The following is a 13218-nucleotide window of genomic DNA, read 5'->3' on the forward strand; positions in this document are numbered from 1 at the left end:
CCTCAGGCCTCGTGCATCTCCTCGACCAATGCTACGTAGCTCTCTATGCGTGTGCTTATGGTGAAGGATATGCTGCCCCGGCCGTGGACCGGCAGCAGGTAATCACGTATTGCGCTCACCTCGATAGTCCAGTCCCCGGTTCCGTTGAGTCCGGGTGGGTAGCGGGTTGCGGCTTTTTTCTGCGCGTCCTGGAGGCCGGCCGCGGTAACCTTGGCCTCGGCGGGGAGCTCGTTCAGGTCCGTGAACTCGACCGATGTCCGGGTGGTGCCTCCGGGGGCGCAGCTGGCCTCCTTCACGACACCTTCTGGTGAGGTGATTCTTAGATTGGCGCCGGCTGGGCTTACGAAGGAGAAGCGATAGTTGTCGGTGAACTCAAACTGAAAAATGATTGTCGTGATATTGGGCTGGGTGACCGTGAGGGTGCTCTGAACCGTCTGGCCGTCGCGCGCCTCCCCGGAGCCTTCCGGCCCGGTCGCCTCTGTCAGGGGGAACCTGACCGAGTAGCTCCTCAGTCCCGGCCCGCCCGCAGGGACCTCCGTATAGATTGCGAAGCCCGAGAGCGCCGCGAGGACGAGGCTGAAGCCTATGATGTTGAGCAGGGTGTTGGGCTGTATTCCCTTTCCCCTCCACTGGTAAAAGTGTGGAGCGATTTAAGGTTGTTGGGGTAATTTATTGCTTCTCCCAAACGCCTTCCTCTCTCCTCTTTTTTCCCCGCCCTCACCTATTGGCAGTCACACAGGCGAGGTGGGGGCATCGGTCCGTTCCGAGGGCACCCCGCACCACCGCACCAATTCATTAATATATAGCCAACCGAATGTTCATGGTGATGAGAGGGGTTCCGGCGCCGGTGGTCGTCCTTTTACTTCTCGTGCCCGGGGCAGGAGCAACTTTTCAGGAGCGGGCGATGGAAGCGGGTGGGCAACCGGGCGGCCTCCATTCCATCCCCATCTATTTTGACGTCCCATTGGCGCCGGGCAGCGGCGTGAGACAAGAGCCCTCCACCAAGCTTTTCACAGTTCCTCCCCCGGAGGTCCAGGCCGCGATCAAGGGCCTGACCTGCCAGGTCTCGCAGGACCATCTCAGGCGGTACCTGACCACGCTTCAGGAGTTCGGGACGCGCTTCTGCGCCGCGCCCCAGATGGCGCTGGCGACGAGGTGGCTCCACGACACTCTCGATAGAAACGGCCGTCTGCAGGTCTCCTTCCACAACTTCACCTACCAGGGGCAGGTCAACACATATCTGATGAGCAGCGTGATTCTCACCCTTCCGGGCCTGAACACCAGCTCGGACGCGGTCTACTATTTCTACGCCCACTCTGATAGCGTCTCGCAGGACTACTGGAACAACGCCCCCGGCGCTGACGATGACGGCTCGGGCTGCGTTGCTGTTCTCGAGGCCGCTCGAATTCTAAGCAGGTACGATTTCCAGGACACCATAAAGTTCTGCTTCTTCACCGCTGAGGAGATAGGGCTGGTGGGCTCGGGGCGATACGTGGAGAGCATCCACTCAATGGGGGAGAATGTGCAGGGCGGGATATGCTACGATATGGTCGGAAGCTCGTACGCTGGGGGAACATACGACTTCAACCTAGCTTGGGACCCCGCCTCCGCGCCGCAGGGCCGGTACATGGTTGGCGTGAACGAGAGATACGGAATCGGTCTGCGCATAGACACCTATCAGTACCCCGCGGGTCAGGGCGCCCCGACGGACGTCACTCGCTTCTGGCAGCACGGCTACCCTGGGGTCTTCGGCATCGAAGAGGACTTCAGCCCCTACTACCACTCGACCATGGACAGGGTGGAGTACATCAACTTCACGCTCGTCCAAAGGGCTACAATGCTCGCAATCGCATCCCTAGCGGAGATGGCCAGGTTTATGTATGTTGACCTCTCCATCCCGCCGGATGGCCTGAGACTTTCGAGCGAAAGGCCGGAGGAGGGGGAGGATGTGGAGATATCGGTCAATGTAACCAACACGGGCAACCTGAACGCTACGGACGTCGATGTCGAGTTCTACTTAGATGGTCTCCCAATCGCCGCCAGACGTGTTGATGTGCCCGCAGGTGCGACCTCCTCCACAGAAGCGAGGTGGAAGGCGGCCGTGGGGACCCACAGGGTCACCGTTGAAATCGACCCGCGGAACAATGTCGTGGAGAGCGACGAGAGCAACAACACAGCCGAGAGGTTTGTGGAGGTGAACGACAAGCCTGTGGCATTCCTCTCGGCCTCGCCCCTCTCAGTCCTGACACAGGAGGAGGTCCGCTTCGAAGGCGGGAGCTCGGTGGACGCCATCGGCGGCGTCTCGGAGTACAGCTTCGACTTCGGCGACGGAAGCGGCACGGGCTGGACGCCGTCGGCCCGAGCGGCCCACTCGTACGGCAACGATGGTGTCTACACCGCCTCGCTGCGCGTCCGCGACGCCCTCGGCTCAGTCTCCGGGCCGTCCAGAATTAACATCACGGTTCTCAACCGGGCCCCCTCCGCCAGCCCATCAGCGAACAGCACCCGCGCCCTGACCCTCGTGCCCATCAAGTTCTTCTCAAACGCCTCCGACCAGGACGGTTCCGTGACGGTCCGCTGGAGCTTTGGGGACGGCTGCGAGACCGATGAGCTCGACCCCGTCCATGTCTATACAAACAGCGGGAGCTACGACGTCCTCCTGAATGTAACGGACGATGATGGCTCCTCTTCCATCTACCACCTCGGAATAATCGTTAGCAACCGGCCCCCGGCCTGCTTCATAGAGGTGCCGGAGGACACGGGGGACATCACCACGGAGTTCACATTCACGGCGCGCGCCAATGACCCTGATGGCAGGGTCGTGGCCGTCCTTTGGGATCTAGGCGACGGGGAAACCGACCCCCGCTGGAGCGTCGCCCACTCCTATGATAGACCGGGAAGATACACCATCCGCCTGACTGTGAAGGATGACGACGGCTCCGAGGCCACCGCATACACAATCGTCGAGGTCAGGGACAGGAGGCCCGTGGCGAGGGCGATGGCCCATCCCGAGGAGGTCAGCACCTTCAGGCCCGTCCTTTTCTTCGGGGGCGACTCAAGCGACCTCGAGGGCCCCGTGGTCTATCTCTGGGACTTCGGCGACGGGAACGTGTCCTCGGACGCATCGCCCCGGCACGCCTACACGCGCCCCGGCACCTACGCCCCCTCCCTCACCGTGATGGACAGCGCGGGCCAGACTGACACTTTTTACCTCGAGCCTGTCAGGGTCATCAATCGGAGGCCCATTGCCGCGTTCAGGGCCTTCGGCTGCTTCACCGAGGGTAGAGAGGTCTACTTCGACGCCACTAGCTCTTCTGACCCCGAGGGCCCGGTGATTCTCTACTGGAGCTTCGGGGACGGGACGCACGCCGGAGGACCGGTCGTGGAGCATGTTTTCCTCCGCCCCGGCAACTACACCGTCGAGCTCACCGTTGTGGACGACTACGGCGAGTCTTCTGCGGCCTCACTCATCGTAACAATCGAGCCCCTTCCTCCACTCCCGCCGCCTCCTAAGAAAGAGCCCGCGCTGGAGAACAGGGACTGGCTGGTAAGCCTGCTTGGAGCGCTGGGTCTGGTTCTGATGGCGCTCCTTGTGCTGATGGCATTCTGGGGGCTCCGATGGAGGGCGAGGGCGGCCGGGTCAGGAGTTGTCAGAATGGAGGGAAGGGCGTTCCCCCCGGAGCCGCCCGAGGCCGAGCCCTGGACGCCCGATAATTCTATTGGTGAATTCGCTGAGGACCCCGGCGCCGGACCTCATCCCGGGCCCCCCTACACGGGCGAGCCCCCCGGCCGGGGGTTATAGGCCACGGTGTAGGCGGAGAGGGAAAAAGAACATGAAGTTGAGAGGGAGCCCGGGTGTCGAGAGAAACCGAGGTCTCAGGTCTTCCGAATTCGGCCTATCGAGGGCTCGTAGAGAACGCCCGACTCCATCAGATCCATCACTATCTGGTCCACGGTCTCCTTGCTCAGACCCTCCTTCTTCGCCCTCTCCACGATTTTCTCCCAGGGCGCTCCCTTCGTGCCCGTCTGGAGGCTCTCGACGATTTTTATGACCTTCGCCTCCTCCTCCTTGGAGTAGCCCGGGACCTCATCGTCACCGGGCTCCTCCGCCTCCTCGGATGCCATCTCCCCGGGCCCCTCTTTCTCTCCCGGAATGGCGAACGCCTCCTCCTCCTCTCCCGCTCTGCCATTCATCTCGGGCAGGACGTAGCGCAGGCAACTCTCCAGCATCGCCCTGAAGCGCTCCAGGTCAGGAGGTCCGTATCTCTTGAGGGCAAGGATGAGCCCCTCGGCCTGACTGCGGCTCGCGCCGAGCGACACCAGGGCCTCAACGGTCGGCTTCTCGAGGCCCATGGCCTCTTCGGCGAGCTCGATTCTCTTTTTGAGGCTTCTGCAGGCCTCGAGTACCCAGTAGTCCCTGAGAGCCGCTGTCGAAGGAACCACGGTCTCGGCCTTGAGCGAGAGGTAGACCACGCCTTCCTCCGGTCTGTAGACCCGTACCTTTCCGACGACGGCGGCGAAGGCTGGTGGAGTGATTCTGGCCAGAGCGCCCGCGGCCTCGGGGCTGTACTTGCCCGCAGATATGTAATAGGTCTCGGTGGGGTCAGAGAGCCGGGCGCGCCAGAGCGGGTCACCACTCGTTGAGATGTTCTCGACGTCAGTTATCACTCCCACGACGAGGACCCTATTGACGCAGAGGCCGAGCGGCGTGAGCACGTGGCCGGGCGAGAACTCGCCCTCCGGCTCCAGCTCCACCGTGGATGAATTGAATTCCTCGGCGAAGAGGCGGTGGGCGATCTCCCTTGGGGCTCTCAATCAATCCACCTCCAGCTTCTCGAGCATCGCCCTCGCCTCAGCCTGGACATCCACCTCCAGCATCCTGGCTGAGGTCGCCACGAGCATCAGGCCATACTCGTCCGATGTCACGTTGCCCGTCAGCTCCATCGGGCGTGCGATCACCTTCTCCATTATGTCGGCCCGGACGGCGTCGGGGCTGGCGAGCTCGGTCAGCACCTTCATGTAGTCCTCCATCGCCCTCCCCGTCACCCTCTCTGTGAGCTCCCTGTTGAGAACAGCGATGAGGGCTCCGGTGCCGTCGTCGATCGCGGCTTTGATTCTCAGGTCGGGCTTTCCTTTCACCGCCCCGTGAACCCTGCAGACGCCCTTCTGAATAACGCGCCTGCATTCGGGGCAGCGCAACACGACGCCGCTCCCCGGCTTGACATCAATGATGATGCCCCGGATAGTCACGGCTGCCGCCCCGCCGCGCGCGGCGATCTCCTCGATGGTCGTCACATGTCCGCGCTCCAGCTCCTTGAGTCCCGGAAGTGTCGAGTGTTCCAGTCTCTCAACCTTCGACCTCTCATCGAAAGTGAGGCGCGGGATGCCCTTCCAGCACTTGATGTAGGCGCCCTGAATTCTCACAGCGTCGCCGGGCTTTATCGGGAATTCGTGCCACATCGTGAACTGGGCCCGGCCCGTCTCGTCGGCGAGGAGACCCGAGAAGACCGTCTTGACCGCGTCCCCAACGGGCACCTCCCTCCTCTCAATGGTCAGAATTCTTGCCTCGACGGTAACGTTGTTCTCGCCATCTTTGAAATCCCTCACTTTCAGCACCCTCTCCTCACCGAACCTCCCTGCGGCGGCCGCTGGAACGAGCTCGTCCGAGACCTTTTCGAAGGTCGTCCTGTTGCCAAAGTTTATCTGGGGCTCGCCGTTCCAGTCCTTCGTGTAGGCGCTCCTGACCCGAATCACATCGCCCTTTTTGAACGGCACCTCCTCCATCCAAGCGGTGTAGGTCTTCGACGCAGTCTCGTCGGCGATGATTCCATAGTGGATTTTCTTCTTCTCACCGTCGACCTCCACCTCCTTCGGATTAACCGTGAGCACCCTCACGACGAAGTCTACAGAAGGCTCGTTCACCTGCAGCTCCGAGAGCTTTCTCGGCGGCCCAGACGAGACCCTTAGCTCTGCAGGGTTGCCCCCGTGCTTCCTCACAACGCTCCTCTTCGCCGTGGCGATATCTAGCACCCTGTAGGTCTCCAGATACTCCCTCAGCTCTTTCTCAACATCTATGCCCTCTTTCAAAACCCTGTCCTTCCCGAGCGCCCTCGCGACGTCCTCGACGTGGGGCGCCAGCTCTTCCTTCGTCACCATGCTCATTCCACCTGGACCCGTTCTACCCGCCCGGTCTACGCGATCGAAGGCGATTCGAGCCCCACTCGCCCGCCCTCTCCCGCATCACCTCATGCAGGCACTTCGCCGACGCCCTCCCCCTGGGGCGCGGTTCGTCAGTGCTGCGCCCTGTTGCGGGGGAGCCGGCCCCGGCGGGGCTCTTTGGTCCTTGGGAGCCCAACGACCCAACCCACGTCGCCGTATAAAAAGGGTTTGGAGGGGTAGGTGAAAGTCGGCAACGGCGGATTTATCACGGAAAAGTGTGGCCCCGCTGTCGTGGGAGGGAATCACACACCGGGGTCTGCGAGCGAGCACCTCCCGCAGAGCCAGGGTCCTTTTCTATCTGTGTCAGCCAGAGAGTTAGAGAAGTGCATCACGCAGAGCGGGTCAGGGCAGTGGCCGAGCCCCCTCACATGCCCAAGCTCGTGAATCGCTTCTTTTACGAGACGCTCGAGATAGATCCGCCGGATGGGGTGGTGGAGTCTGTGGCTGCTTACAACCGCCCCCCTCCCACCCCTCTGCGCAAGTCCGAAGACGAAGTTCAGATCCGGCGTGTAGAGGTCGAGGTCGGTTATTCCAAGGACAGTCCCCGGGTGCCTCAGGGCTACCTCGAGAAAGGCGGAGGCGAGATACTGGGCCCGGCGTGGGCTGTAGGCCGCGGCGGGGACGGGCTCATTCCTGACCGCAATGACCCGGTACCCCGCGCCGGGAAGGAGGGCCCCGAGTTCCCTGATATCTGCTTCGGGGACATCGCCGAACAGGACAAGGGTGAGTTCCTTGGACATCCAGAGGGCCAGAGGCGTGCGGGAGATTTAAGTTTGGGGATGCGGATGGGGGCTGCCCGGAGCATGGAGCTGGGGCGCTGACATGCCGATTGCGGTTCTGCACTGGCCGACGGTGTGGCCCCTATTCGCGCACAGACCGGCGAGGTTCGACTTCTTCGCCCTGAGCGTCGGCTCCGTCATCCCGGATTTAGAGTGCCCTTTCCTTTACATCCTCACTTGGGACAGATGGAAGTCTAGGGGGTTGATGCACTCGTTGCTCGGCTCAATCACCGTGGACCTCGGTCTCACAATCGCGCTCGTGCTCTTTGCGGTCCCGCCGCTGCTACGCAAACTCGAGGGCCGTCTGAAGAACAAGAGGTGGTTCTTTTTCGCTGGGGTGGACCTCCGCTCCCAAAAGCCCTCGATTTTCGTCACGAGCTCCTCGGCACTGATTGGGACAGTATCGCATGTGCTCCTCGACACGCTCCACCACCCCTACAACCCCCTGAGCTTTCCGGTGGAGAGTTACTATGGCTTCAACCTGGTTCCCTTCGGAGATTTTGAGAGGGTTGGCTGGATTGTCCAGCTATCGATGCTGGCGCTCCTCCTAGCAATGCTTTACTTTTACTATTTCAGGCAACAAGCGAGGGGGGCGGGTGGGAAGTGAGGAGTTCGGTGAAAATAAGACCCGCCAGCGAGGCCGACCTATTGGCGATGGCTGAAATCTACAACGACGCCGTCCTGCACACTACAGCCACCTTCGACACAGAGCCGAGGGACGAGGAGCGGATGAGGAGGTGGTACCTGGCGCACAAGCCCTCTCACCCGATTCTGGTTGCGGAGGAGGACGGAAGGGTTGTGGGCTGGGCCTCGCTCAGCCGGTGGTCGAGGAGGAAGGGCTACGACAGGACGGTCGAGCTCTCAGTCTATGTTGCGAGAGAGCACAGGGGGAGGGGGATAGGAAAGGCCCTGATGGAGGGAATTCTCGAAGAGGGAAAGAGGGCCGGGTTCCATCTGGTTGTTTCGCGCATTGTGGAGGGTAGCGACGCCAGCCTCCACCTGCACGAGGCGCTTGGCTTTGAGAGAGTAGGTGTGATGAGGGAGGCGGGGTGGAAATTCGGCCGGTGGCTTGACGTTCATATTTTTCAAAAACTGCTTGATTGAGCCGGCCCCGTCTCAGCCCGCGAAATACTCCAGGGCTGAGATCGCGCTTAGCACGACTACTAGGCCCAGCAGCGTCGAGACTATAATGAATGTGGGGCTCCAGTTCTCCCTTCTGCGGGGCGCGGCGCAATAGAGAACCGCGCCGCCGACCACGAGCTCGACGAGTCCCTCCGCGTGGAGGCCTTTTGAAAAGAAGAAGATACCCGTTGCAAGGAGGAAGAGGCCAGCCGACATCACGGCCGAGGCCCTCAGGTGGCTGGCGAGGCCCAGCTTCCCCGGGTAGACTCTGGCCGCTATGAACAGGAGGCCAGCGGGAATCCAGAGGGCGGATAAGAGCCGTAGGTGAAGCTCGCCGGGCCTGAGAGCGCCGAGGGAGCCGAGGAGGACCATGAAGGCGCCCGCGGCAGCGCCCGCGGTCTGGAGGCCGCGGCCCTCCTTGAGGGGACAGAGCAGAAGGCCCGTGGAAAGAATAAGGAGGCCCTGCGCCAGCCAGAGAAGGCTCTGGAGAGGGGGCGCGAGAACCAGAACGCCACCGTAGAGCGCAATGAATGTGCCCGTGAAAACTCCCAGCTCGGTCCTGATGCCGGGCGGTATTTCGTAGGCGAGCAGGAGCACGAGCTCGATTGTGAGCAGGAGGAGGAAGTATGTGAGGAGAAAGTCGGGAGGGAGCGGGAGCCCGAGCCGGATGCCTGTGAATATGAGCCCGAGCAGCAGCGCGAGCCCGGCGAGGGTCACTGCCGCCAGCCTTCCCCACCTGACCAGCGGGGGTTCTGGTGGACGGGGAGGGGTGGCCGGCGCCTTTTTACAGGGCTGGGGTTCCCCCAGGACCCCTGTGGGTGTCTCCACGAGAAGACTCTCCGGGGTGGGGCGCGGAGGGGATGGCCCGGCATCGCCCACTCCCTCGCTCGCAGGCAAGGCCGTCCCCTCCTCGCCCGACCCCCAACCCCCCTTTCGAGGAGCGCGGACGGGCAGGCCGTCCGGACCGATGCATAGCACCGCCCTCTCGCCCACCGAGATTGCAAGCTCTGCAAGGGGGAGTTTTTTAGATAGTAGGAAGGAGGCCTCGGAGAGCTTCAGCCTCTGGGGCTCCGCGCCATCCCTATGGAGCTCGACCACGGCCTCCATGATCAATGCCAGAAGCTCGCGCGAGTACCTCAGGCCGGCGTCGGAGAGCGAGTAGACTTTTCTCCTGCGCGCCTCGCCCGCCACCCGCCCCTTCAGCTCTTCGACGAGCCCCTCCTCGCGAAGGGACCTGAGCGCGAGGGCGACGTGAGCTCTAGCGAGTCCCGTGGCCTCGGCTATTCCGTCCTGGGTGATGCCACGCGGGCAGCTCCCTTCAGGTTCCGGCCGCCCGAAGCGGGAGAGGTGAAGGATAACCCTGTCGCGGGCTGGCAGGGGGAAGCGCGCGGCTGGCACGGAGACGGCGATGAGGTGGTGGAGTATTATATTTTGTTGTGGAAATGAGGGAAGGCTCCCCGCCCAATCAACCCAAAGAATAATGCTTCGCTCCGGCCATCCTCCGCTCCGGGAGGAACAGCAATGCTCATCGGCCTGATATCTGACACGCACGACAGCCTGCCCGCGGTCGAGGCCGCGGCGCTCGTGATGAGGAAGAGGGGAGTGGGGCTTGTGCTCCACGCGGGCGACATCGTGGCCCCATTCGTCGCTCCCGCGCTGGCGAAAGCCGGCGTGCGGGTCGTGGCGGTCTACGGGAACAACGACGGCGAGAGGGCGGGCCTGAAGAAGAGATTCAAAGAAATCGGCGAGCTCGCTGGGGACCTTGCGGAGGTCGACCCAGAGGGAAGGAGGGTTGCTGTTTACCATGGCACGGAGCGCGCGCTCGCGGACGCACTCACGGGCTGCGGGAGGTATGACCTAGTCGTCCTGGGGCACACGCACGAACCCAGAATCGAGAGGAGGGGGCGGACCCTAGTCGTCAACCCTGGCGAAGCTTGCGGCTACCTCACGGGAAAGAGGACGCTGGCGCTGGTCGACACGGGGAGCATGGAGGCGGAACTGGTCGATTTCTGATAGCTGGTTCAGGGAGCCGGATTTCGCGCGGGGGCTCAGGCCCAAGTCCACGAGGGACCGGAGCGCCTTAGCAGCATTTCCTTTCCTAGGTGGTGGAAGGCCGCCTCTACGTTCTCTCCGGTCTTTGCGCTGGTCCAAAAGTGGGCGGCCCCCATTTTGCCGGCCATGCTCTTGAGCTCCTCTTCCGAGACCTTTATCCTGTCTTTCAGGTCGCTCTTGTTGCCCAGAATGACGACGGCGGGCTCGTAGTTCTTCTCCACAACTATTCCACTTACCCAGACGTCGAGATCCTTAAAGGTCTCGGGGCGGGTCAAGTCGAAGACCGCCATAATTCCCTCGACGCCAGCGTAGTAGGTGGGTGGGACCCTCTTCGAGGACTTATGACCTAGGATGTCCCATATCATGAAGTTGAGCTGCACGGGCCGACCGTCACGTCCCTGTATCACCGTTTCCTTCTTTGATATCTTGGTCCCGATGGTTTTAATGTAGGAGTCGTCGAATGTATTTTCCACGAACCGCCGAATCAGGCTGGTCTTCCCCACCCCCTCATCGCCCAGCAGGCAGACTTTCTTACTGTACCTCTCGACCACGGATATGTTATGGACCTGATTAAATAAAAATTTTCCCGGCGCAGGTGGTCCCAAACCACCTCCAAAGCCAAATCAGAACTATTTTCACCTGTGAAATATGAATCGCTCCATATCATTCATACATTGTAATCATGATGATTGAGAATCGCATCTAATAATCGTATTGATTGTTAAATGGAGCCAAGTAGATTTTCCTAAAAATTCGTGATAACGAGAATGAAGTACAGGATCTCATAGGAGCGATAGGTTCGTGGGTTAAAAATGCTTTCAAGATGAGGGGGGAGGGTTCGTTTGGGCCATCAAGGGAATCCTTGAGGTTGGAGCTGCCTCATTCCTCTTCAGAAACCTCTTTAGAGGATGTAGTCGGAAAACTTGATTTGATTAACAGAGTGGATAGAAACCGCGCCGGTAGGTACCTCAGACGATAGGCGATCTTGAGGGCCGTCCAAGCTCAAGAATGATTGTGGTTTATGTTCTCTGATGAGCATCAATACTGTCCTAACTTAGACAGCGGGTAAGTGGAAGGGGGCTGGAAACATTAATATGGGGTAGAAGGATGGATTTGAATGGTATATTTGCACTAACTGGGATGGGCAAATAATTATTATACTCTCTAGACAGATAACAACTTATAGGTGAGGCGGATGGGCTGGGAATATATTTACGTGTGGGACCGCAGGAAGGACAGGTGCGTCGGCACATGGTATGTGAAATCGGATGGCATGAGGGGAGTGGAGCCCAAGACCTCCGGGGGCCCCATTGATGAGGACAAAGTGGACGATTTTATCAAGAATCTTTTAATTAAGTACCCGGAGCCGCGCTACTTGGTCGAGGGGGGAGAGTCGGACGAGTGGGACGGGGAGAAGGCGGCGATGCTTCTGAGGCGTGAGGCGCTCTGCGAGGAGGAGTAGCGGCCGGGCGGGGTTATTTGAATGGGGAAATGGGTTCTCACACGCACCCACGCCTGGGACGCCCTGGACTACATCCGCTGTCCCCTTGTCAAGAACAAATGGTATCACATTTCCCCGACGGATTACCACGTCGTCATTTTCTCCGTATCACTGATACTGGGAGGAGTTGTCGCGCTATTGCTTTTTCTCCTGAACATGCTCGTCAGAGACAGAATGGGTCTCCCGGACTACACGTGCGAGTCCTCCATCTTTATTCTTATTCCTCTGTATTGCCTGGGGGTACTGATTTCCTATCTCGCTCTCCGGAAGGTGCCGACCCATGATGTGAACCGTTACAGGGCGGTTCTCTGGCACGACGATTTCGACAGGGACATTTTCCTGGCCCGGCTCAGAGCTCTCCTGAAAAGGAGGGGGTACGCGTTTCAGGAGGTGCCGATCAGCGGTGAGCCAGATGTGGACTTTGTTTTTCCGGGAAGAGATTTCGTCCTCGAGCTGTTTTTCCACAGACTCTATATAACGGATATGGGCGAGAGCGGCCCGATAAAAGAGGTGATTCTGAGGCTCGGACCGAGACGGAGGCAAACCGGCTCGTTCTTGAGAGACTGCGGACGGAGGTGAGTGAGGAGTTCGCGAGGCTCTACCCGCCCAAGAAGCCCTGATTCTCATTGTAGACCCGCTCCGATGGAATCAGAGCCCCCCGCGGGTCCATATCCAGAAAATCAGCGCGTAGCCGGTTGCGAGCATCGCCAGAGATATCAGCCACAGCAGCCTCATCAGCCTCTCTCGGCCCTCCGGGGTCCGGAGGGCCGGGGGCAGCCCCGGCTCTTCCCCGCCACCCGCATCGGTGCTCCTCACGGGGCCGCCCCTCGAGCCCGCGCTGCCTCTCCCGCCCCGCTCATCTCCCGTAATTCCCGAGCTCCCGCCGCTCCGGCCGCGCCCCGGCGCCCCGCCGGGCTCCATCAGCCTTTGATTCTCTTCAGCCTGAATATGTTTTCCCTCTCTAGCTCCTCGAGGCGGAGGGATATGAAAGCAGCCGCCTCCTTAAGTTCTGGAATGACCTTGAACTCTAGGGCGTTGACCCGCCGGCGTGTCCGGTCTATCTCATCCAATAGCCTGCGTATCGTGGTCTCCACCTCGGCCGTTACTATAATTGTCTCGACGAGCTCCTCGTAGGCCCTAGCGGCCTCGTCGATTCTAGCGCTCGTACCGAGAATTCCGTACCCTCTTTCCCATAGCTTTTTCCTGACGCCGGATCCTTCTACGAGCGGTACAACCACGCCCATCACGTTTTTACTCTTCAGCCGAATTCTTGGCCTCTCCTTGATGGCAAAAGCGGCTGACCTTACTGCCACGACCCCCTCCACCGCCATCGCTATTGCAATTTTCCTCTCAGCAGCTCTGTACTGCTCGATGAGCTGAGTCCTGAGGTTTTTGGCCCGGGCAAGCACCCTGAAGAACTCCATGATCAGGGTATCCCGCTTCATCTTCAGAAGCCGATGCCCTCTCTCCGAAAGGCGAATTTTCCTCTTCAGCTCCAGAAGCTCGGAGCGGGTCGGCTTCACCCTGTCCTTTATCATCATCGAC

14 protein-coding genes are annotated in these 13218 nt (G+C 60.6%); 6 read left to right on the forward strand and 8 right to left on the reverse strand.

What is annotated here, in order from left to right; all coding sequences use genetic code 11:
- Positions 1–2 precede the first annotated feature (2 nt).
- Complete coding sequence (locus QW379_02750; GenBank protein ID MEM2869324.1) at positions 3–296, reverse strand: hypothetical protein; 294 nt, start codon at positions 294–296, stop codon at positions 3–5.
- Positions 297–826: 530 nt separating this feature from the next.
- Here QW379_02750 and QW379_02755 point away from each other — a divergent pair.
- Positions 827–3802 (forward strand): M20/M25/M40 family metallo-hydrolase, encoded by a 2976-nt coding sequence (locus QW379_02755; protein MEM2869325.1) that lies wholly within the window; start codon positions 827–829, stop codon positions 3800–3802.
- 74 nt (positions 3803–3876) lie between these two features.
- On the opposite strand, the gene QW379_02760 is transcribed toward QW379_02755, so the two are convergent.
- From QW379_02760 to QW379_02770, 3 genes are all read right to left on the reverse strand, one after another.
- Positions 3877–4815 (reverse strand): hypothetical protein, encoded by a 939-nt coding sequence (locus QW379_02760; protein ID MEM2869326.1) that lies wholly within the window; start codon positions 4813–4815, stop codon positions 3877–3879.
- The gene (locus tag QW379_02765) at positions 4816–6156 is read right to left on the reverse strand and encodes a hypothetical protein (GenBank protein MEM2869327.1); all 1341 of its coding nucleotides are present in this window, start codon (positions 6154–6156) and stop codon (positions 4816–4818) included. It abuts the gene before it with no gap.
- 305 nt (positions 6157–6461) lie between these two features.
- Positions 6462–6959 carry an archaemetzincin family Zn-dependent metalloprotease gene (locus QW379_02770; GenBank protein ID MEM2869328.1) on the reverse strand — a complete coding sequence of 166 codons (498 nt, stop codon included), beginning with the start codon at positions 6957–6959 and terminating at the stop codon, positions 6462–6464.
- Positions 6960–7041: 82 nt separating this feature from the next.
- Between QW379_02770 and QW379_02775 the strand changes: the two genes are divergently transcribed.
- Positions 7042–7605 carry a DUF4184 family protein gene (locus tag QW379_02775; protein MEM2869329.1) on the forward strand — a complete coding sequence of 188 codons (564 nt, stop codon included), beginning with the start codon at positions 7042–7044 and terminating at the stop codon, positions 7603–7605.
- An 8-nt stretch (positions 7606–7613) separates the two neighbouring features.
- The gene (locus tag QW379_02780; protein ID MEM2869330.1) at positions 7614–8102 is read left to right on the forward strand and encodes an N-acetyltransferase family protein; all 489 of its coding nucleotides are present in this window, start codon (positions 7614–7616) and stop codon (positions 8100–8102) included.
- Between the two features lie 12 nt (positions 8103–8114).
- Here QW379_02780 and QW379_02785 read toward each other — a convergent pair whose 3' ends face one another.
- The gene (locus QW379_02785) at positions 8115–9518 is read right to left on the reverse strand and encodes a hypothetical protein (GenBank protein MEM2869331.1); all 1404 of its coding nucleotides are present in this window, start codon (positions 9516–9518) and stop codon (positions 8115–8117) included.
- Positions 9519–9641: 123 nt separating this feature from the next.
- On the opposite strand from QW379_02785, the gene QW379_02790 reads away from it, so the two are divergent.
- On the forward strand, positions 9642–10133 hold the full coding sequence (locus tag QW379_02790) for a metallophosphoesterase (protein ID MEM2869332.1): 492 nt from the start codon (positions 9642–9644) through the stop codon (positions 10131–10133).
- 35 nt (positions 10134–10168) lie between these two features.
- Here QW379_02790 and QW379_02795 read toward each other — a convergent pair whose 3' ends face one another.
- Entirely contained in the window at positions 10169–10723 is a 555-nt protein-coding gene (locus QW379_02795; GenBank protein MEM2869333.1) for a Rab family GTPase, read from the reverse strand.
- Between the two features lie 635 nt (positions 10724–11358).
- Here QW379_02795 and QW379_02800 point away from each other — a divergent pair.
- Together QW379_02800 and QW379_02805 are read left to right on the forward strand one after the other, a co-directional pair.
- Positions 11359–11634, forward strand: coding sequence for a hypothetical protein (locus QW379_02800; protein ID MEM2869334.1), 276 nt, complete (start codon positions 11359–11361; stop codon positions 11632–11634).
- 21 nt (positions 11635–11655) lie between these two features.
- Positions 11656–12252, forward strand: coding sequence for a hypothetical protein (locus QW379_02805; GenBank protein ID MEM2869335.1), 597 nt, complete (start codon positions 11656–11658; stop codon positions 12250–12252).
- A gap of 69 nt (positions 12253–12321) precedes the next feature.
- Here QW379_02805 and QW379_02810 read toward each other — a convergent pair whose 3' ends face one another.
- On the reverse strand, positions 12322–12594 hold the full coding sequence (locus tag QW379_02810) for a hypothetical protein (protein MEM2869336.1): 273 nt from the start codon (positions 12592–12594) through the stop codon (positions 12322–12324).
- Positions 12594–13214 carry a V-type ATP synthase subunit D gene (locus QW379_02815; GenBank protein ID MEM2869337.1) on the reverse strand — a complete coding sequence of 207 codons (621 nt, stop codon included), beginning with the start codon at positions 13212–13214 and terminating at the stop codon, positions 12594–12596. The genes QW379_02810 and QW379_02815 overlap by 1 nt, the downstream gene beginning before the upstream one ends.
- Between the last annotated feature and the right edge of the window lie 4 nt (positions 13215–13218).

The sequence above is a fragment of the Thermoplasmata archaeon genome (assembly GCA_038851035.1).
Taxonomy (GTDB): domain Archaea; phylum Thermoplasmatota; class DTKX01; order VGTL01; family VGTL01; genus JAWCLH01.